The organism is Desulfatitalea alkaliphila (assembly GCF_022968795.1).
GTDB classification, from domain to species: Bacteria; Desulfobacterota; Desulfobacteria; order Desulfobacterales; family Desulfosarcinaceae; genus Desulfatitalea; species Desulfatitalea alkaliphila.
On the sequence record NZ_JALJRB010000018.1, the window covers coordinates 80,770 to 101,191 of the forward strand.

At 62.2% G+C, this 20,422-nt stretch carries 21 protein-coding genes; 11 read left to right on the forward strand and 10 right to left on the reverse strand.

Features of this window, described 5'->3' with window-relative positions; genetic code table 11:
* The first annotated feature begins 15 nt into the window (after window positions 1-15).
* Window positions 16-1,251: an aldo/keto reductase gene (locus MRX98_RS15035; RefSeq protein WP_246911278.1), complete on the forward strand. Its 1,236-nt coding sequence runs from the start codon at window positions 16-18 to the stop codon at window positions 1,249-1,251.
* Window positions 1,252-1,266: 15 nt separating this feature from the next.
* On the opposite strand, the gene MRX98_RS15040 is transcribed toward MRX98_RS15035, so the two are convergent.
* From MRX98_RS15040 to MRX98_RS15080, 9 genes are all read right to left on the reverse strand, one after another.
* Entirely contained in the window at window positions 1,267-3,438 is a 2,172-nt protein-coding gene (locus MRX98_RS15040; RefSeq protein ID WP_246911281.1) for an acetyl-CoA hydrolase/transferase C-terminal domain-containing protein, read from the reverse strand.
* Between the two features lie 32 nt (window positions 3,439-3,470).
* Window positions 3,471-3,812: a hypothetical protein gene (locus MRX98_RS15045; protein WP_246911283.1), complete on the reverse strand. Its 342-nt coding sequence runs from the start codon at window positions 3,810-3,812 to the stop codon at window positions 3,471-3,473.
* 113 nt (window positions 3,813-3,925) lie between these two features.
* Entirely contained in the window at window positions 3,926-4,309 is a 384-nt protein-coding gene (locus MRX98_RS15050; protein WP_246911284.1) for a YajD family HNH nuclease, read from the reverse strand.
* Between the two features lie 16 nt (window positions 4,310-4,325).
* Window positions 4,326-4,769 carry a DnaJ domain-containing protein gene (locus MRX98_RS15055; RefSeq protein ID WP_246911286.1) on the reverse strand — a complete coding sequence of 148 codons (444 nt, stop codon included), beginning with the start codon at window positions 4,767-4,769 and terminating at the stop codon, window positions 4,326-4,328.
* Between the two features lie 26 nt (window positions 4,770-4,795).
* Entirely contained in the window at window positions 4,796-5,191 is a 396-nt protein-coding gene (locus MRX98_RS15060; protein WP_246911288.1) for a phage holin family protein, read from the reverse strand.
* Window positions 5,192-5,209: 18 nt separating this feature from the next.
* Window positions 5,210-5,593 carry a response regulator gene (locus MRX98_RS15065; protein ID WP_246911292.1) on the reverse strand — a complete coding sequence of 128 codons (384 nt, stop codon included), beginning with the start codon at window positions 5,591-5,593 and terminating at the stop codon, window positions 5,210-5,212.
* A 236-nt stretch (window positions 5,594-5,829) separates the two neighbouring features.
* On the reverse strand, window positions 5,830-6,603 hold the full coding sequence (locus MRX98_RS15070) for an RNA methyltransferase (RefSeq protein WP_246911295.1): 774 nt from the start codon (window positions 6,601-6,603) through the stop codon (window positions 5,830-5,832).
* 1 nt (window position 6,604) lies between these two features.
* A complete protein-coding gene (ndk, locus tag MRX98_RS15075; protein WP_246911378.1) occupies window positions 6,605-7,018 on the reverse strand; it encodes a nucleoside-diphosphate kinase in 414 nt (137 codons plus the stop codon).
* A 562-nt stretch (window positions 7,019-7,580) separates the two neighbouring features.
* The gene (locus MRX98_RS15080; protein ID WP_246911298.1) at window positions 7,581-8,072 is read right to left on the reverse strand and encodes an FmdB family zinc ribbon protein; all 492 of its coding nucleotides are present in this window, start codon (window positions 8,070-8,072) and stop codon (window positions 7,581-7,583) included.
* 483 nt (window positions 8,073-8,555) lie between these two features.
* Here MRX98_RS15080 and MRX98_RS15085 point away from each other — a divergent pair, with 483 nt between their 5' ends.
* The 7 genes from MRX98_RS15085 to MRX98_RS15115 all read left to right on the forward strand — a co-directional run bounded on the left by MRX98_RS15085 (window position 8,556) and on the right by MRX98_RS15115 (window position 15,080).
* Window positions 8,556-8,723, forward strand: a complete 168-nt coding sequence (locus tag MRX98_RS15085) for a hypothetical protein (RefSeq protein ID WP_246911300.1) — start codon at window positions 8,556-8,558, stop codon at window positions 8,721-8,723.
* Between the two features lie 148 nt (window positions 8,724-8,871).
* Window positions 8,872-9,783 carry a TIGR01777 family oxidoreductase gene (locus tag MRX98_RS15090; protein ID WP_246911309.1) on the forward strand — a complete coding sequence of 304 codons (912 nt, stop codon included), beginning with the start codon at window positions 8,872-8,874 and terminating at the stop codon, window positions 9,781-9,783.
* Between the two features lie 40 nt (window positions 9,784-9,823).
* Window positions 9,824-9,997, forward strand: a complete 174-nt coding sequence (locus tag MRX98_RS15095; RefSeq protein ID WP_246911311.1) for a hypothetical protein — start codon at window positions 9,824-9,826, stop codon at window positions 9,995-9,997.
* A 40-nt stretch (window positions 9,998-10,037) separates the two neighbouring features.
* Window positions 10,038-10,583, forward strand: coding sequence for a nitroreductase family protein (locus MRX98_RS15100; protein ID WP_246911322.1), 546 nt, complete (start codon window positions 10,038-10,040; stop codon window positions 10,581-10,583).
* A gap of 10 nt (window positions 10,584-10,593) precedes the next feature.
* Window positions 10,594-12,219, forward strand: a complete 1,626-nt coding sequence (locus tag MRX98_RS15105) for a SagB/ThcOx family dehydrogenase (protein WP_246911325.1) — start codon at window positions 10,594-10,596, stop codon at window positions 12,217-12,219.
* Between the two features lie 93 nt (window positions 12,220-12,312).
* Window positions 12,313-14,133 carry a thioredoxin domain-containing protein gene (locus MRX98_RS15110; RefSeq protein ID WP_246911326.1) on the forward strand — a complete coding sequence of 607 codons (1,821 nt, stop codon included), beginning with the start codon at window positions 12,313-12,315 and terminating at the stop codon, window positions 14,131-14,133.
* A gap of 137 nt (window positions 14,134-14,270) precedes the next feature.
* Window positions 14,271-15,080, forward strand: a complete 810-nt coding sequence (locus MRX98_RS15115) for a rhodanese-like domain-containing protein (protein WP_246911328.1) — start codon at window positions 14,271-14,273, stop codon at window positions 15,078-15,080.
* A gap of 28 nt (window positions 15,081-15,108) precedes the next feature.
* Here the strand turns inward: MRX98_RS15115 and MRX98_RS15120 are convergent, their stop codons facing one another.
* The gene (locus tag MRX98_RS15120; RefSeq protein ID WP_246911333.1) at window positions 15,109-16,764 is read right to left on the reverse strand and encodes a response regulator; all 1,656 of its coding nucleotides are present in this window, start codon (window positions 16,762-16,764) and stop codon (window positions 15,109-15,111) included.
* Window positions 16,765-16,973: 209 nt separating this feature from the next.
* Here MRX98_RS15120 and mutY point away from each other — a divergent pair, with 209 nt between their 5' ends.
* The 3 genes from mutY (at window position 16,974) to MRX98_RS15135 (ending at window position 20,422) form a co-directional block, all read left to right on the forward strand.
* Window positions 16,974-18,050: an A/G-specific adenine glycosylase gene (gene mutY / locus MRX98_RS15125; protein WP_246911338.1), complete on the forward strand. Its 1,077-nt coding sequence runs from the start codon at window positions 16,974-16,976 to the stop codon at window positions 18,048-18,050.
* Window positions 18,051-18,412: 362 nt separating this feature from the next.
* Entirely contained in the window at window positions 18,413-19,864 is a 1,452-nt protein-coding gene (locus tag MRX98_RS15130; protein WP_246911350.1) for a hypothetical protein, read from the forward strand.
* Window positions 19,865-19,927: 63 nt separating this feature from the next.
* On the forward strand, window positions 19,928-20,422 hold the full coding sequence (locus tag MRX98_RS15135) for a hypothetical protein (protein ID WP_246911352.1): 495 nt from the start codon (window positions 19,928-19,930) through the stop codon (window positions 20,420-20,422).

Genomic DNA, 20,422 nt, shown 5'->3' on the forward strand with positions numbered 1-20,422 from the left:
ACCCGGGAGGGTATCATGGCTCATGACCGCAAAGGTTTTTCTCGACGGCAATTTCTCAAAACCGCCGGCGCCGTGGGCGTCGGTTCGCTGCTGGCTTCTCCGGCGGCCGCACGCAAACCGGAACCGCCCGGTTTCGGCCAACGCGCGGCGGCGGACGGCAAGGTGCCCACCCGGCCCTTCGGCAAGAGCGGCCGCCAGGTGTCCATCCTGGGGCTGGGGGGCATGTTCGATATTGCCGCCAACCAAATGATGCTGCGCCAGGCGGTGCAGTGGGGCATCACCTATTGGGACACCGCTTCCAGCTACCATGCGGGCAGCGAGACCGGCATCGGCCGCTTCTTCGACCGGCAACCCGAGGCGCGGGAGGCGATTTTCCTGGTGACCAAGTCGCGCTCCCGCGATCCGGAGGGTATCGGGCAGGAGCTGGAGCGTTCCCTGGCAAAGATGAACACCAGTTACATCGATCTCTACTTCATCCATGGGATTCGCAACATCAACGAACTCAACGATGCCACTCGCCGCTGGGCCGAGCAGGCCAAGGCCGCCGGCAAGATCCGCCTCTTCGGATTCAGCACCCACAACAGCATGGAGGCGTGCATGCTGGACGCCGCTCGCCTGGATTGGATCGACGGCATCATGATGACCTACAATTTCCGCAACATGCAATCGACCCGGATGCAAGAAGCGGTGGCCGCCTGTACCGAGGCGGGTATCGGCCTGACGGCCATGAAAACCCAGGCCGGCCCTTCCTGGTATGATTGGAGCGGCGCACGCCCCGAAACCGAGGCCCTTTCCGAGCAGTTCCGGCAAAAGGGCTGGACCGACGGCCAGGCCAAACTCAAGGCGGTGTGGGACAACCCGCGCATCGCCAGCCTCTGTTCCCAAATGGACACCATGCGCCTGCTCAAGGAGAATGCGGACGCCGCCCGCGACAGCGCCGCCCTGTCCACCGATGAGGCGCGGCTGCTGCACCGCTACGCCACCGCCACTGCCAGTCAGTACTGCACCGGCTGCGGCCGGATCTGCGAGGCGGCGCTCACCGCAGCGATTCCCGTCAGCGATGTGATGCGCTGTCACATGTACAGCCAAAGCTACGGCCGGCCGGAATGGGCACGGGAGCAATTCAATGCCCTGCCGGCAACGGTGCGCCGTCAGATGGCCCGGGCCGATTACGGCGAGGCCGAACGGCGCTGCCCCAACGGCATGCCCATCGGCCGCCTGATGCGCCAGGCGCTGGACGATTTCGCCTGAAAATAGGAAGCGTGTTTAGAAATAGCCCGCCAGGCGGAAGGCGGTCAGCAGCAACTGCCGGGATTGCTCTTCTTCGGCCGTGGTGGGATGGGACAACCCCATGCGTTCGATGAACGGCTGCAGGTCGGCCGGCGTTTCCTCGGGCAATGCTTTCATGATCGCCGGTATTTCGGCCGCCTCCGGACCGCTGGATTTGGCCTTGAGCACTTTGAGGGCGTGGGCGATCGTCAGCTCCGTGTCGGAAAAAATGGTGCCGAAGGGGAAAGCGGGAAAAAGGCCCTGCTGTTGATACTTTTTGAGGAGGCCGGCGAGCCGCTGGGGAGTGTTGTGGCGGTACGCTTCAGGGATCTGGTAATCTTCGGGGATCTTTTGGTATTTCTTGGCCTCGGCCAACAACTCTTCCTGGAAGCGGCTGTCGGTGATGTTGAGCATGGCCTTGATGATCTGCTGGTCTGATTTGCCGCGGATGTCGGCGATGCCGTATTCGGTGACAACGATATCCCGCAGGTGGCGGGGAATGGTCACATGGCCGTACTTGTAAACGATGTTGGAAAGGGTTTTGCCGCGCTCCGAGCGGGTGCTCTTGATCATCATCAGCAAGCGGCCGTCCGGCAGGGCGTGGGCCATGGAGACGAAGTTGTACTGGCCGCCCACGCCGCTGATCACGGTGCCGTCTTCCAGGGCGTCGGAGACGATGGCCCCCAGCAGGGTGGCTTTCATGCCGGTGTTGCAGAACCGGCCGTCCTTGCGCTCCAGGGAACGCAGCACCTCATCGCCGTATAAATGGTTGGCTACGTTCACGCCGGTCATCTCGAACTGCCGGCGTTCCGCCTCCGGCATTCGGCGCAGCGTTTCGTAGAAATCCTTGGGCCCGATGAAAAAGGCACCCGTGAGCAGCACGCCGTTTTTCAATCGATCCCCCAGGCAGTGGGCACTGACCGCCGCCAGGTTGGCCCCGTCGGCCAGGTTGGCAGAGTAGCGACGGTCACCGTCCACCAGGTACCCGTTGTCGTAGGCGATGGTGTCGCGGAACACGCCGAAGCGTTGCAGGCCTTCGAAATCCTTGCGCGTCAGGTAAGGATGCAGCACTTCCCGGTCGATCATCTGCTGCAGGATGTCGGCGGGAATCGTCTCCTGCAGCGCACCTTCGTTGATCAGGCGTTGAATGGCGATGTTGTGGTACACCTTGCGCTTCATGACGCCGCTGCGGTAGAGCTGCAGGAAACCGTCCACCAACATCTCCGTGGAACCGTAGAGCCCCTGCTGAAAAGGGGCCGTGCCGCCGATGGCGTCGATCAGGTCGCCGTTGCGCACCGGCAGGCCGCTGTCGGCCACCAAGGCCTGGTACGTTGCGTTATGATTCTGGCGCAGGTCCAGGGCGTATGCGATGGCATCGCCCAGGGCGCCGATGCCGATCTGCAAAGTGCCGCCATCCTTTATCAAGGTGCTGATGTTCAGGCCGATCATGTAGTCCGACGGGTTGATGGCCGGCCGCGGCGCACCGAACAAGGGATGGTGGTGTTGCGGGTCGTCGATGATCACATCGTAAAGGTCGGCGGACACTTCGGCATCGCCGTACATGAAAGGCAGCTGGGTGTTGACCATGCCGATGGTCAACCGTTTGTGCCCCTGCGCCGACAAACGGGTGAACTCATGCAATGCCTCCAAGGATGTGTCGGCGTTGCAGCTGCAACTGTAGCGGGTGCCCGTGTCCGTTTCCTGCTTGGCGATCATGTGGCAGAAGCAGTTTTCGCCCATGGCGGCGACATCACGGTGGGTGTGGGTGTAATTGACGCTCATGTAGTCCTGCTGCATCCGGGCGTCTTTGCGATAGGCACCCGCACGGCAGAACAGCTCGTGCACGGTCACGTTGGGCGGCAGCCCACCGCTGCGCAAGTCGCGCATGTAATCCAGGTCGGGCACACCGGTCCATTCCCGATCAACAATGGGTTCCAGCAAACGGCGCTCCAGGTCGCTGGACCAGTTCGGTTTCTCCAGGGAGAGGGCGGTGTAGAGGGTCAGCCGGAGCTCAGGGTTTTGTTTGACCCGCTGGTAGAGCGCGTTGACCAAGGGCACCGCCTTGCCCAGCCCCAGGGGCATCCCCATCCGGATGTCCTTGCCGAACATGCCGACGATGTGATCCACGCACTGTTCGATGTCCAGGAAAAGCGGCTTGCGGGGTTTCATCGGGATCCTACCTCACGGTGGGGCCTGACAAGCTATTTGGCGGCTTTCTTGGCCTTCTTGCCGGCTTTGGCAGCGGGTTGCGGCTCTTCTTTTTTCCGGCCCTTGGATGCACCTGCGGCCTTCTTCTCTTTTTTGGCAACGGCTTTTTCGGCTTTGGCTTCCGCTTTGCCGGCGATCAGTTGTTCCCGGGCGGCAACGGCGGCCAGGCGGCGATTGGCCTTGCGCACGTCGGCCTTGAGCTTCTTGACGATGGTATCCCGTGTCACCGCGGCGGCTTGCTCGCCTTTGGATTCGAGCAGGGCGATACGGTTGGCCAGCTTCTGTTGCGCTGTGGTTTTCTCTTCCAGAATGTATGCTTTGGCTTTGATGGTCATGCAGTTCTCCTTGTTCGTCGGGGTGGTCGTCCGGCCGGCACAGGCCGGTTGCAAAATTGCGCCAACCTACTGGGAACAGAACCGATTGTCAATATGCGATCCATCATGTGCGATCACTCTTTGTCCTTGAGCAGGGCGCCCAATGCGGCAAAAGGGTTGTCACCCAAGCCGCCGGCCGCGGGGCGGTCGGCGGCGCCGGGTGCATAGGCGTCGGCCACCTCCTGCCGGCTGTGCTCGTTGTCGTGGCAGTAAAGGCAGAGCAGCTCCCAATTGCTGCCGTCGGGAGGGTTGTTGTCGTGGTTGTGGTCCTTGTGGTGCACGGTGAGTTCCTTGAGGCGCTTGCCCTCGAATTCCCGCCCGCAGCGGGCGCAGATCCAGGGAAAGAGCTTGAGGGCCCGCTCGCGGTAGGTCTTCTCCTGGGCTTGGCGGTGTTTGCGTGCTTCGGCCACAATTTGCTGCAACCGCTCGTTATCAGTAGCTTTTTGGGTAGGGGGCATAACACTGTGTCTCCATTCAACGCCGCTTGGTCAATGTGTCGTAGGCCTGCTGGATCTCTTTGAATCGCTGTTCGGCCAGCTCTTGGAATTCACGGCCCAGGTGGGCTACTTTGTCCGGGTGATACTGGTTGGCGAGCCGTCGGTAGGCAGCGCGGATCTCGCCCGGATCGGCGCCCCGGGAGAGGCCCAGGACGGTGAAGGGATCCCGGGAGCCGTTGTTGCCTGCGGACCGGTCCTCGGTGTGTCCGCGGAACCGCCCATCTTCGGCCTGTTCCTGTGACTGCCCTTCGCCCTGGCGGTATTGCGCCGAGGATGTCTGCCGGAAGCGTCGCAGGTAGCGCCACAGCATGAAAGCGACAATGATATCGTCGATCCATCCGCGTACCGGAATGAAATCGGGTATCAAATCGTAGGGCGAAACGATATAGGCAAGCGCCAGTATGACCCAGAACCACTTCATCGCCGTGTCCGCACCGGGATCTCACTCTATTCCCAGTGATCGCCCCCTTTGTGCCGCAGATCGATGACCGTCACACGGCCGTTGTCGCTGATCAGGCTGTTGAGCCCGAAACTCACCAGGCTGATGATAAGGGCGCCGAACACCGCTGTCCAGAACCCGTGCACCTGAAAGCCGGTGATCACCCCCGAGACCATTTTCAGCATCAGCGCATTGATGATGAAAGTGAATAGGCCGAAGGTGAGGATGTTGATGGGCAAGGTGATCAACAAAGCGATGGGGCGGAAAAAGGCGTTGAGGATGCCCAGCATGGCGGCGGCGCCCAAGGCGGCGAAAAAGCCGCTCACCTGGATGCCGTTGATCAGATAAGCGGCCAGTATAATGGCCGCGGTCAGGGTCAGCCAGCGGATGAGCAGTCCGGGCATGGCAAGGTTCCTTCGAGGTCAGGCGGCGACCAGTTCGGCCACGGCATCCAGCAGGGCCTGACGGTCGACGGGTTTGGAAAAGGTGCGGTCGGCGCCCAGCTTTTCGGCGAGAAACAGGTAGTCCTCGGGCCGATTGCGGCCGCCGCCGGAGATGGCGATGACTTTGACGTCGGGGTTGCGCTTGCGTAACATGGTGATGGTTTCAATGCCTTCCATCTCCGGCATGATCAGATCGGTAATGACCACTTCGAAAGGCGCCGACACCTGCTGGTTGGACTCATAGAGCTTGAGCCCTTCGGCCCCGTTAGCCGCCGCCGCCACATCGTATCCCGCCCGTTCGAGGGTTTGTTTGAGCATGTTCTGGACATAATCGTCGTCTTCGATGATGAGCACTCGGTGCATGGGGCCCCTCTCCTTTTGCCGTGCGTTGGAAAATATAAGCGCCGCTTTACCATGGGCTGGACCTGAATGATGTTTTTCGCAAAAGGGCTGCGCCGAATGGAGCGAAGGCGACGGATCCATGCGGCGACAAACCGTGCAACTACCGGATTAAGCATGTGTGTTGGGTTCAATTAACCACAGCGGCAGGGGGATTTCAAGAGGCGAAGGGCATCGATGGCGAATGGCGATGGTGAGAATCAAACTGCGTCGTTGTTGGGCGGCGGAGCGCCCCGGACACCATCCTGATGGCATTTGCCGGCATACCAGTTCATTTGCCGGCAGATGCCGCGGATGATGCTCACTTCGCCGGCCCGCAGCTGCAGGCGGGTAAAGAAGTGACGCAGCTTGTTCATCCAGTAGTCGGGGTTTTCCGGCTGGATGTAATTGATCCGCACCAGGATATCCTTGACCTGGTCGTACATGCCGTCCAGTTCGGCCCGTGTTGCCAGGCGCGGTGCAAAACCGCCGCCGGTGGCGGTGGTGGTTTGAAACAGCTCGTAGCAGAGGACCATGACCGCCTGGGCCAGGTTGAGCGAGGAGAAGCGGTCGGTGGGGATGGTCACCAATTGGTGGCACAAGCGCAGCTCCTCGTTGGTCAATCCCCGATCCTCGGGCCCGAACAGCAGGGCGACTTCATTTTCCTGTGACAGGTCGGCCAGTTGCGCCGCCATGTGGGCCGGTGACATAACGGACCGCCGCTGTCCCCCCAGCCGCGCGGTGGTGCCCACCACATAGCGATAGGGCGCCAGGGCGGTCCGCAGGTCTTCGTGACATGCCATGTTTTCAACAACATCCATGGCGGCGTGGGTGGCGAGGGTCAATACCCGCGTCAGATCGCAATTTTCCGGTGCCACCACCGCCAGTCGGTGGATGCCCATGTTGCAGGCCGCCCGGGCCGCGGACCCGATATTCTCGGGATAGCGGGGCCGGTTGAGCACCACGGTAACGTTTTCCAGCCGCACACCGGGCATTTCAGTTGCGTTCCAACCCGCTGAAAAAGTAACCGGTTTCAAAGGCGGCGGTTTCCGGGGCATCCGAACCGTGCACCACGTTTTTCTCGATGTCGGTGGCAAAATCCCGGCGGATGGTGCCGTCGGCGGCATCCGCCGGGTTGGTGGCGCCCATCATCTCGCGCCAACGGGCGATGGCGTTTTCGCCCTGCAGGATCATCACCACCGCCGGTCCGGAGCACATGAAATCGGTCAAGTCCTTGAAAAACGGGCGTTCCTTGTGAACGGCGTAGAACCCCTCGGCCTGGGCGCGGCTCATATGGATCATCTTCATCGCCTTGATGGCCAACTGATTGCGTTCGATCCGAGCGACCACTTCACCGATCAGGTTGCGGGCCACTCCGTCGGGTTTAACGATGGCCAATGTCTGTTGCATCATGGAAATTTCCTTTTCATCGAATGGGTTCAATTTTGCGGCTGCCATAGCAGAAGGGGTAGGGCAAGTCAATGTGTGGGTGATTGGGGTGGATTTAACGGGATCGTAATTTAATGTTGGGCTTGGTGCTATTTAAGTGGTTGAAATATAGAAAAGTTTTAAGTTTTAAGTGTTAAGTTTTAAGTTGAAGGTATTCTACCGATTTATAGTATTGGTGGTTGGGGAGGGCGTTTGGGTGGGGGCGAAAAGTCTTGAGTTGTTTGAGTTGAAGGAATTCCGGCGGTTGGATGGGTTTTTTGAGTTGATTGTGCTGTCAGGTGGGTTGCACTCCGTAGGGGCACGGCATGCCGTGCCCGCGTTGCCACGATTGGCCCATTGGGGCACATCTGCAAACCGGGGATCAGCGCAATTATGACATACCACCCCCCAAACCCACCTCCCATCGTGCGAGAGCAGACAATATCACCTCAAGCCCCACCTCTGCACGCCCACCCTCAACCACCTATAATCGATAGAATACCTTCAACTTAAAACTTAACACTTAAAACTTAACACTACCTGTTTACAGGTCATACAGCGTATCGTCCCGCCGCGGCGCCGCACGCCGCGTGCCGGCCCCGCCTTTTTTGCCGGGCATCAGGAACGGGTCTTCATTTTCCAGCACATCTCCGAGCTCGGCTTCGATCTGCTCGGGGTCTTCGCCGCGCTCCATGCGCCGCAGCGCCTCCTCCATGCCGCCGCCCAGCTCCATGCCGGTCATGCGGGTCAGTTTGCGCATCAGATCGGCCGCTTGACGCGGGTCGTCCTCGTTGATCCGCTCCGCCTCGCCCGAGAGCATCTCCATGGCCTGCTCCATTTTGGAGGCATCGAATGGCGGATCGTCCGTCTCCCCGTCCTCCTTGGCCCGACCGGTGACCGCGAAGGTGGACATGCGGCGGGAGAGGGTGACGGTTTCGCACCGCGGGCATTGGGGGCGCTTGGTGGTGTTGACGCTGCGGGCAAAGAAGTTGAAAATGGTATTGCACTGGTCGCAATAAAACTCATAGATCGGCATGGCGTCACCTCTGATGAAACGTAGGTCTTTCCAAGTTTGGCATATGGTTGGTTTTCTAATAAGGTACGTCCGAAACAATGTCAATCTTGGCGCTGTCCGGTGCAATCGCGATTCCTCTGAGGGCCAAGCCGGCGCCCGGCGGTGGTATAGACCGAATTGATTTGACAAGCGAATTGGGATCGGGTATCCGAATCAGCTTGTGGCAACGTCGCTCCAATTTGACAATGTCGCCGACTGTGGTTACGTTTCCGAGCACTTCGCGACCCTATGTGTTGCCATCATGCGCCCCCGAGGCGATGAATCCAGTTTAAGGAGGATACCATCATGTTAGAAGTTACCCCTGCGGCCACCGAGCAGATCGCGGCCTACTTCCAGGGCAAGGAGATCAAGCCCATCCGGATTTTTCTCAACGAAGGCGGCTGAGGTGGTCCAGGCTTGGCCATGGCTCTGGATGAGCCGAATGACAATGACCGGGAATTTGATGTGAGCGGTTTCAAATACATCGTGAACAAGGAATTTCTGGAACGTGCCCAACCGATCAAGGTCGATTTTCACATGTACGGCTTCAAACTGGACTGCGGCATGGAGTTCAGCGCCGCCGGTGGCTGTTCCGGCTGCGGCACATCCGCTTCCAACTCCTGCGGCTGCTGATCGACGCAGCGCAGGGATCGTTGCATGAACAAACAAGCGCTCGTGTGTGCCCGCGGCACATGCGAGCGTTTTTTTTCGCGGCGGCGCGGCGCCTGGAAACGGTCCATCCATCTGATATCATACCCCATATCGGCAAAGGAGGTGTGCCATGCAATTGTTGATCACCGGTGGAACCGGTTTTGTCGGCAGCCACGCACAACACCACTTTTTGAACCAGGGACATGACGTCACACTGATCGGCACGCGTCCGGCCCCCGAGGGCCTGGACCATGCCCGCTGCCGCTACATTCGGGCCGATACCACCGCGTCCGGAGATTGGCAGGAGGCCGTCGGGCAGGCCGATTTAATTCTCAACCTGGCGGGCCGCACCATCTCCAAACGTTGGACCGCGCGTTACAAAACGCAGATTCGGGAGAGCCGCATCCTGACCACCCGCAATTTGGTCGCGGCCTTGCCCGCGGCCAGCCGCGCAGTGCTGATCAGCACATCGGCGGTGGGATTCTACGGTGACGGCGGTGAGATGGAACTGGCCGAGACTTCTCCCGGTGGCGACGATTTCCTGGCGGACCTTTCACGGGAATGGGAGGCTGCAGCCATGGACGCGACGGAGAAGGGGGCGCGGGTGGTGATCGCCCGCTTCGGCATCGTGCTGGGGCGCGACGGCGGTCCCTTGGCCGCCATGGTGCAGCCTTTCCGGGCCTTCATGGGCGGGCCCATCGGATCGGGGCGCCAATGGTTTCCGTGGATTCACATGGAAGATCTCCTGGCGGCCATCCAATTCCTTTACGACCACGCGGAGCTGCACGGTGCTTTCAACCTGTGCAGCCCCAATCCGGTGCGCAACCGCGAGTTGGCCCAAACCATTGGCAAAGTGATAGGGCGACCCGCCGTTATGCCGGTGCCGGCCCTGGCGCTCAAGCTGATGCTCGGGGAAATGGCCGAAGCGGTGATGGCCAGTCAGCGGGCCATTCCGGCCAAACTGCTTGCAGCCGGCTTCCAATTCCAGTACTCTGATCTGGAACCGGCCCTGGTCGACCTGCTGACCACGCCGGCGCGCTGACGCGCTATTCAATGACCATCAACAGGGGGCTTATCCCATTATGTTCTTTACCGTGCTCATCGTTCTGTTTGTTCTCGTGTTCGGTTTTCTCGGCTGGCGTATGATGGCCGCACCCGGCGACGCCTCCCGGGAGGAGGTGGACACCTATACTTGTCCACGCTGCAACGAACACCACTGTGACTGTTACAAGGAAGAGGAAGAGGAAAAATCCTGATCAATTCTATTCTATCCATCCTGCGGAAAGGAGCCGATGTATGTCCGACCTGATGACACTGATCCAGGAACGGCGCAGCGTGCGCAAGTATGAAGACCGGCCGGTGCCCGATGAGGCGCTGCAGCAAGTACTCGAGGCGGTTCGCTGGGCCCCCTCCTGGACCAATTGCCAATGCTGGGAAGTGATTGTGGTCAAGGATCCGGCCATTAAGGAGCAACTGCAGGCCAGCCTGCCGCCCAAAGGCAACCCGGCCGCCGGCGCCATGGTCGGGGCCCCGGTGGTGTTGGTGCTGTGCGCCAAGAGCGGCGTTTCGGGATTCTACAAGGATCAGGCGACCACCAAGTTCGGCGAGTGGATGATGTACGACCTGGGCTTGGCCACCCAGAACCTGTGCCTCATGGCCCACAGCCTGGGGCTGGGGACGGTGGTGGTGGGGCTGTTCGATCACGACAAGGCCCGCCAGGTGGTGGGGGTGCCCGACGGTTACGAACTGGTCACCATGATTCCCCTGGGCTATCCCGCCAAATCGGGAGCCGCGCCCAAACGGCGGGAGGTGACCGAATTCACGCACCACGAAAAGTGGTAGCAAGGCGCCGATGGCCATCAGCGCGCTTCAATACCACGACGCCACCAAGCACCACTTTCAGCGTTACGCCCGTTCGGCCGGTTACATGGATTGGGCCAACCAGCCCAATCCATTCCGCAGTTGGCAGGGCGCGGCGCAACACGCCTTGCCCCTGGCGGACGACCCGCCGCAGCCGACCTTTGACCGCTTGTTCGCCCCGGCTGTCGACATCGCCGCCGCGCCGCTGAGCGTCGCCACCCTGGGGCGCTTTCTGGGGCTCAGCCTCGGCCTGTCGGCCTGGAAAGCGGCGGGCGGCAGCCGCTGGTCCCTGCGCATCAACCCCTCGTCGGGCAATCTGCATCCCACCGAAAGCCATCTGATTCTGCCGCCCGCGGCGAACGATCTGCCCGGCGGGGTGTGTCACTATCACCCCTTCTTCCATGCCCTGGAACAACGCGCCCCGTTGCCCGAAGGCACTTGGCCGCTTTGGCAAGCCCATTTCGGCGGTGCGGGGTTCGCCGTGGCCCTGACCACCATCTGCTGGCGCGAATCATGGAAATACGGCGAGCGGGCTTTGCGTTATTGCCTGCTGGACGGCGGGCACGCCCTGGCGGCCCTCGGCCTGGCCGCCCGCCTCAACGGTTGGCGCCTCACCTGCCTTGCCGCCGCCGGCGACCGCCGGATCGAAACCCTGCTCGGGTGGGACCGGATCGCCTGGCCGGACGGCGAACAGGAGCACGTCGAACTGCTGTGCTGGGTTGCCACCGGGCAAACTGCCACCCCACCGCCCCGAACCCTTCCGGAAACGCTGGTGCAACCCTTTGCGCAGCTCCAATTCCAGGGGCGGCCCGGCCGGTTGAGTGCGCGCGCCGTCCATTGGCCCATCATCGATCAGGCCGTGGTGGCGACCCGCAAGACGTCCACCGCGGCGCCGGAATACCAACCCCCCTCGCTTCCCTTGGTTTTTCCGCCGCCTGCTGAATCCGCCGCGGCGGTGATAGGCCGTCGTCGCAGTGCCGTGGCCTTTGACCCGCGCGGCCGCATTGCCGCCGATACCTTCTACGCCATTCTGGACCGCACCCTGCCACGGGAAGGGGTGCCGCCCTTCGATGCCGGCCTGAAGGCGCCGGTGGTGGATCTGCTGCTGTTCGTCCACCGGGTGGTTGATCTGCCTCCCGGCCTCTACTGGTTTCAGCGGTCCGCCGACCGGCCTGTGTTCGGCGGCGGTCTGGTCGCCGAGCCGGTGCAAAGCGATTGGCCCCTTTGGCGCTTGCGCACGGGCGATGTGCAGTACGAAGCCATGGAGCTGAGCTGCCACCAGGAGATTGCCGGCCGCAGTGCCTTTGCCGTGGCCATGCTGGCCCCGCTGCGCCGGCTGGTGGCGCGGCGACCCTATCTGTACCGCCACCTGCACTGGGAGTGCGGCATGATCGGCCAGGTGCTCTACCTGGCGGCCGAGGCCCACGGCCTGCGGGGCACCGGCATCGGCTGCTTCTTCGACGAGCCGGTGCAAACCCTTTTGGGTATCGATGACGACCGATTGCAGAGTCTCTATCATTTTACCATCGGTCACCCGGTGGAAGACACCCGCATTGCCACCCTTCCGCCCTACCACCATTTGGCTCGTCCCCCCGACGCCGGCGCCGCCCGCGGTTGACGGGCGCCGTACCCCGGCGGTGCGGTTTGCCAACCATAAATGGCGTTCCTATATTGGGCTTTATTGCGTTCAGCTGCGCCAAGGAGGTTCGTCATGCCCAACCGCCTGATAAACGAACAAAGCCCCTATCTGCGCCAGCATGCCCACAATCCGGTGGATTGGTACCCCTGGGGGCCGGAAGCATTCGAAACCGCGCGGCGGGAGAACAAGCCCGTTTTTCTCTCCGTGGGATACGCCACCTGCCACTGGTGCCACGTGATGGAACGGGAGTCCTTCGAGGATCCCGAGGCCGCGGCGGCCCTCAACAACAGCTTCGTGTGCGTCAAAGTGGACCGGGAGGAGCGGCCCGACATCGACACGCTCTACATGACCGCCTGCCAACTGGTCACCGGCGGGGGCGGCTGGCCCATGACCATCGTGATGACACCGGACAAACAGCCGTTCTTCGCGGGCACCTACATCCCCAAAGAGAGCGGGGTGGGACGCCTGGGCCTCATGGACCTGTGCAGCCGGATCAGCGAATTGTGGCGGCAAAAGCCCGAGCGCGTGCTGGCTTCGGGCGAGGCCCTGATCGGGCATTTGCAGGAAGCCTTCGTCTACGACGACGATCCGTCCGGACCCGACCGGGCGGTGATCGATCAGGCCGTCAAGGCCACCCTGGATCGTCGCGACCCGCAATACGGCGGCTTCGATTCGGCCCCTAAATTTCCCACGGCCCACCGCCTGCTCTTCCTGCTCGACGTCCACCGGCGCACCCGGGCGCCGGAAGTGCTGTCGGCCGTCAAGGAAACGCTGACGGCCATGCGCCTGGGCGGTTTGTGGGATCATGTGGGGTTCGGCTTTCACCGCTACAGCACCGATCGGCAGTGGCTGTTGCCCCACTTCGAGAAGATGTTGTACGACCAGGCTTTCCTGGCCCTGGCCTACCTGGAGGGGTACGCAGCCGATGGGGATCCTCTGTTCGCGCGCACCGCGCAAGAGATTTTCACCTATGTGCTGCGGGACATGACCGACCCGCAGGGCGGTTTTTACACGGCCGAAGACGCCGACAGCGAAGGCGAGGAAGGCAAGTGGTGCGTCTGGACGTTGGACGAATTCCGGGCCCATGCGGCGGCCGACAAGGACGAGGTGCCCTGGGAGCGCATCATCAATGTGCAAGCCGAAGGCAATTTTCTGGAAGAAGCCACCGGTCACCGCACCGGCGCCAATATACTTCATCTGACCGCCTCTTGGGAAGAGTGGGCCCGGCGTTTGCAGATGGCGCCGGAAGAACTCTCCCGGCGCTGGGAGAATTTGCGGCAGCGGCTTTTGGCGACCCGCGTCCAACGGGTGCCGCCCTTGAAAGACGACAAGATTCTCACCGATTGGAACGGGATGATGATCGCCGCCATGGCTCGGGGAGCGGAGGTGCTGGATCGGCCGGCCTATCTCGCGGCCGCCCGCAAGGCGGCGACGTTCATCTGGGAAAATATGCGCGATGAAAAGGGGCAACTGCTGCATCGCCACCGTTCGGGGCAGACGGCCATCGACGCCACGGCCAACGATTACGCCTTTCTGATCATGGGCCTGATCGCTTTGCACCAGGCCGATCCCGGCGGCCCCTGGCTGGAGAGGGCGGCCGCATTGCAGGACGCCATGGACGACGACTTTCACGATGGCGCCCGCGGCGGCTACTTTTTGACCGCCGCCGACCGCAGCGATCTGCCGGTGCAACCCAAGGAGATCTACGACGGCGCCGTGCCCTCGGCCAATGCGGTGACACTGCACAACCTGCTGCACCTGCACCGCCTGACCGGCGACTTCCGATGGCGGGACGAGGCCCTGGTTCTGATCAACGCCTTCGGCGGATCACTGCGCCGTCAGTCGGTGGCTTATCTGCACACCCTGGCCGGTTGGGAGCTGTATCTGCGATAGGCCGATAGGTGTGTCCAATCGATTTCGATTGCGATGCCGATCCCGATTTGGATTTCGATCCGGATGCTGCTATAGCCCCCTTCCAATCTTAATTGGGCGTTGAAGATAACCGCTAACCGAAAGGAGAAGGTCCATCCATGAGCACCAAGCCTATCAGCCCGGAGGCGCTGCGGCGCTATATCCAGGAACATAAGGAGAAGCACTACCTGCTGGTGGACGTGCGCCAGCCGGAAGAGTACAGACAAGGACATATTCCCGGCGCAAGTTTGATTCCACTGCCCCAACTGGTGCAAGACATGGAACAACTGCCGGCCGACAAGGAGTTGATCTTCTACTGCCATGTGGGAGGGCGCTCCATGGCGGCCGCCGCCATGGTGGAAGAGGAGGGCCGGGAAGGATCGATCTACAATCTCACCGGCGGCATCGCGGCTTGGGACGGCGAGCGGGTGCCGGATATGCCGCGTTTGAAATTGTTCGCGGGGCAAGCGTCCCCGGAGGCCTTCCGCACCGCCATGGACCTGGAAAAGGGCGCCCAGATCTTCTACCAATCGGTGGGCGAACGTTACCCGGATCGGTCATGGGCAACGGTCTTCGCCCGCCTGGCCAAGGCCGAACGGGCTCATGCCAAGGCAGTGCACGGCTTCTGGCGGCAGGCGCAGCCGGAGCTGGAGGATTTCGACACCTTGTACGACGCCATGGCGGGCGATATTCTGGAAGGCGGCACACCGTTGCGGGAGGCCCTGGACAAGCTGCAGCATATCGGTGACGATCCCTTCTTGAGGCTGATCGAGGTGGCCCTGCAGATCGAGTACGCCGCTTTCGATCTCTACCGCGTCCTGGCCGACCAGCACCAGGAGACGGCGGTCCAGGAGGCTTTCATCAGCCTGGCCCAATCCGAGAAGGCGCACATGCAAAGCCTGATCGCGGCGCTGGACAACCAGGCGTAGTCAATGATCTTCCGGCAACTGCCGTGATTCACACTGCCCGCTGTTGGAAAGACCTGCCCAGATGGGTCTCCATGGCTGTCTGCAGCATGCTTGCGTTGAACGGTTTGTTGAGAATGGCATTGACGCCGGCCCGGTGAGCGGCTTCGTTGTCCTGACACTCGTTTTGGGTGGTGACCATGATGATGGGCAGGCGTTCCTTGGGGTGGCGCCGGCGCACCGCGCGGGTCAGGTCGATGCCGTTGATCTCGGGCATGTTCAGGTCGGTGAAGATCAAATCGGGAATTTCCGTTTCCAGCCGGGCGATGGCCTCGGCGGGGAATTCGAACACCACCGGCGTACAGCCCAGGTTGTGTAAAATACTGCGGTAGATGTTGAGCACCATGCGCGAGTCGTCCACGGCGAACACTTTCAGGGATTCGGGTGCCGGTGCGTTGATCCGGCCCCGGATGGCGGCGGCGAATTCGGCCATCCCGTTGGCCGCCAACAGTTGCACGAAGTGATCCCGGGTGTCTTCGTGAGCCTGGTGCCCCAGGTAGGTCATGGCGGTATCACGGAAATGTTCTTCCTGGATCACGTCCAGAAAGATGGTGTCGCAATGGGTGTCCATGATGGTGCGGCTGATGGGCCGGTCGACCGGGTCTTCGTCTCGCAGCATGTTTTTGATGCCGGCCGCCAGCACGGTGTTGTAGTTGTGGTCGATGGCCCCGGCGGCGGCGCAGCGCACGTTTTCCACCGGATCGGTCAACCCCTGGGCCAGGGCGAAGGCGCCTTTGGCCATGGGCAGCCGGCCCAGCGCCTCGTAGGCCGCGAAGCGCACGTTGGCATCCCGCGGTTCGTTGTGCAGCAGTTTGCGGATGGCGGCGATGGCCGTGACATCGCCGATGTCGCCCAGCACGTTGAGGGTGTGGATCAACAGGTCCGGGTCGTCGAAACGCAGATTGCCGATCAGCACCGGCACCGCCTTGCTGCCGATGTTCGTCAAGCGCTGCTTGGCGGCGTTGCGCAGCTGGGCCTGCTGGGCCGACAGCAGGGCGTTGAGCCGTTCCAACGCTTCCGGTTCCTGGGAGGCGGTGAAGGCATCCAGGATCATGGCGTCCAGATCGGGGTCGGCGCCCAGCTTCTGGGCCAGACGCTGGATGGCCGTGGGGGTGCGCAACAGGGCCAGGGCGTGGATGGCGGCGATCACCAGCTCGGCGCTGCCGGCATAGAGAAATTCCGAAACCGGGGTGGTGGCGGAGGGGTCGCCGATCATGCCCAGGGCCAGGATGGCGCTGCGCAGCACCCGTTCGTCATCGGCGCCGTTCAGGATGCCCAGCAGGGTGGGCGTGGCCGCCGCCAGCTTGATTTCCCCGGCGATTTCCGCCAGTACTTCACAGTGCGCCGGTTGGATCTCCCGCACCAACAGGCGGGTGACCATTTCGGGATTGTCCAGCGCCTTGGAAAAGAGCAGTTCGCGGATCGCCGGGCGGGATTCGGCGCCGTTCCCATCGGCTGCCAGAAGACCCACCAGCAGGGGCAGCACGAAATCGTCCGGCCCGCGGTAAAGCTCAAAGAGGGCCATGCGTTGGGTGGCGGCATCCATTTCCCTGAAATGGGCCATGACCAGACGTGCCTTGAGGGCATCCCGACTTTCGATATCAAAGCGCAGCTCCTCGATGAAATGGCGGGGGTTGATTTCCGTCATGCAATGTCTCCTTAATGGATCGAACCGTTGGTCGGCCCGACGCATGGGATCCGGTTGTCGCGGCGGGCCCTTTTTGTATCGGTCGGAAGGGGGTGGGGCTTGAGTTAAGGAAAAAAGAAGTTTTAAGTTTTAAGTTTTAAGTTAAGGCATGCTGTCGATTGGATTTGTTTGGGTTGGGTGGATTTTGGTGGGTGTGGGGGGGTGGTGTGGTGGATTGGGATGGTTTGCGGCGGGAGTTGGGGGATTGGTATGAGCGGGTGCGGCGGGATTTGCCTTGGCGGCGGACCCGTGATCCCTATGCCATTTGGGTTTCCGAGGTGATGTTGCAGCAGACCCGGGTCAAGACCGTTATTCCCTACTATGAGCGGTTCTTGGAGCGCTTTCCGGACGTGGCCGTTTTGGCCGGTGCCGATTTGCAGGCGGTTTACAAGCTTTGGGAGGGGTTGGGCTACTATTCGCGGGCCCGTCACCTGCACGCTGCGGCCGGGATGATCATGGCGCAGATGGGCGGCCGGGTGCCGTCCGATCCGCAAGTTTTGCGCCGCCTGCCGGGCATCGGCGACTACATCGCGGCGGCCGTGTTGAGCATCGCCTTCGACCAGCCCTTCGCCGTGGTGGACGGCAACGTGAAACGGGTGTTGGCGCGGGTGTTCCTGATGGAAACCCCCGTGAACCACCCGCCGGGCCATGCCCGCTTTCAAACCGTGGCCGACCGCTTGCTGGACCGGGAACAGCCGGGCCGTCACAACCAGGCCCTGATGGAACTGGGCGCCCTGGTCTGCACCCCCAAACGGCCGCTGTGCCCTCAATGCCCCTGGACCGCCCATTGCCGGGCGCTGCAAAGCGGTGCCGTCCCGGATTTTCCCCGACGCGTGAAGCCGCGCCGGCCGGGCGAACAGTTCTGGGTGGCCGGGGCGGTATTGAAAAAGGGGCGCCTGCTGCTCACCCGGCGGCCGGACCGGGGACTGCTGGCGGGCTTGTGGGAGTTTCCCTGTGACCGCATGGATGGGGCCGCCGATCCCGCGGCCGATTGTGCGGCCATGGTGCGGCGCCAGGTGGGCCTGCACTGCGCCCCGCCGCAGCATCTGGTCACGGTGCGTCACGCCTATACCCATTTCAAGCTGCGCATGGCGCTCTACCTCTGCCCCTGGCAAGGGGGGCGGGTGCGCCTGGACGGGCCGGACCACTTTGACTGGGTGCGCCCCGACCAACTGGACCGCCTGCCCCTGCACGGCGCGGTACACAAGGCATTGCCGGCGTTGCTGCAGGCGTTGCGCGGGCAGTGAGCCGGGAGACGGTTGCTTCATCTGTGTGCAGGGCAATTGCATGTAGAAATCAAGTGGAAAGGATTTTGATCAGGTAGGTATTGTCGCCCGCGAGGGCCCTGGCGGGCCGGTTTAAAGTTTGCAGTTTTAAGTTTTAAGTTAATGAATTCTGTCGTTTAGATGTGTGTGTAGGGTGGCGGGGGTGGCACCGGCGTCTCCAATGCCAAAACTGTATGCGATTGCCTTGCATTTGTGTGCTTCCCGTCTTGATCGTCATCCGGGTATGGGATAGGAAAGACCATACCCATGGTTTCGATACCCTGGTAATGGGATCGGAAAAGACCGTCGTCCGCCTCTGTGCGGGGCAAGGATTGGAGAAACAGATGATCGAGCGGATTTCCATCAAACGCACCTTGCACCTGCTGGCGCTGTCGGCGGTATTGTGGTCGGGCGCCGTGCCCACCCCGGGGGCTGCCACCTATGCCTATATTCCCGACTATGAAGGCCGACAGGTGATTCGGATCGCCACCGCCGCGCCGTCCACCGGGCGCGTCGCCGTTGGTTTGTCCTGCAAGCCTTACGGCGCCGCCGTGGCGCCCGACGGCACCTATCTGCTGGTCACCTGCCATGCGCCCGACGCCCTGGTGTTGCTGGGCGACGCCGACTTTGATGCGGCCGCGCCCTCTCCTTTGGTGGACGGGGCGTTGGTCGGCAACACCCCACTTGGCGTGACCATCGATCCCACCGGTTCCTTCGCCTATGTGGCCAATTCCGACGACCAGGATGGGCAAGGGCGCGGCACCGTCTATCGAATCGATACGCGCACCCTGGATGTCGGCAGCATCACCGTCGGTCGGGCGCCTTGGGGTATCGCCGCCCTTTACGACGAAATCAACGAGCGCATCAAAGTGTATGTGGCCAACCACCTGGACAACACCGTCACCGTGATCAGTGATGACGGTACGGGAACCTTTCCCCCGCCCATCACCGTGGATGTGGGGCAAGAGCCCATCGGTGTGGCCGTGTCCCCCGACGGCCGCTACGCCTATGTGGCCAATTTTCGAGGTGGCGGCCAGGGGTCGGTCTCGGTGATCCGCACCAGCGACGATGCGGTGATCCAGACCATCGCCGTCGATCACGGACCCTGGGGCGTGGCCGCATCCATTCACGCCTCTTTGCAGGGCGCGAACGGATACACCTTTGTGAGCAACAGCAAGAATGAGCTCCGTCCCGACATCGATCCGGGCAAAGTTGCCGTCCTGCGCCACGACAAGGATTGGGATTCGGATCCGCACATCCTGCTTTCGCCCTTGCCCAACGTCGGGGTGGCGCCCCTGGGGGGCGCCGCGCCGCGCAACGGCCGGTTCGCTTACCTGGTCAACGATCAGGGCACCATCAGCAAGGTGAGCGTCAGGGACGACCAATCCCTTGAAGTGACCACCATCCAGGTGCCGGAAATGGACAGGGCATACGCCCTGGGGGCCTTCATCGGCGGACGGCCGCCGGCGGCACCCTCCGGCTTCACGGCCGAGGCCACCTCCTATGACCGGATCCAACTGGCCTGGACCGACAACAGCAGCGATCCCTTGAAGGCCTTGGGGGTCAAAATCGAGCGCCGCCGCAAGGGGGCCCGGACCTTCACCGAAATCGTCCGGGTGCCCGCCGGCACTACGACTTACCGGGATGCGCCCCTGCAAAGCGACACCACCTTCGAGTACCGCATCCGGGCCTACAACGAAGCCGCCGATTCGGCCTACGTGACGCCACGGGAAACGGAAGTGACCACCGAAAAGGGCGGCTTCTCCTGGTGTTTCATCCAAACCCTGCGTCACTGAAATTCTCGCTCAAGAGTTTCACTCCGAAAGCCGATAGAAGGTTGACGTCTTGAGGAGGACACCATGCTGAACCACTCCGTCGTCGGCCTGCCGGCGCCCATCGCAACCCACATCATCGGCCTGCTGTTGGTCGGGCTGACCCTTTTCGCCTGCGGCGCGGGCCGTCCCCAGCCACCGGCCGATCCGCCCCTTTCGCTGGAGGCCCTGTTCGCCCAATGCGGGCTGCCGGCCGCCTGCGATGCCCCCACCCCCTGGGAGGGGCGTACCGTGACCATCGAGGCCCGTGTCGATCCGGCCAACATCTTCGAAAAGCGGCGCCATCCCCGGCTGCCCTATGAAAAGTTCAAGCTGCTGGACGGCAGCGGCCGCTCCCTCGAGGTGTGGCCCCGGGCCGCCGACAACAGTCCCATATTCGACAAGCTGGCCGCCCGGCCGTCGGACCGCATCGTGGTCCGGGGCCGCCTGGCCGCCATCAAAATGCCAACCCAATCCACCTGCCGTCTGGGCGTGAAACTGTTCATCGACCATCCGGACCGGATCCAGTTCCAGGAAAAGTAA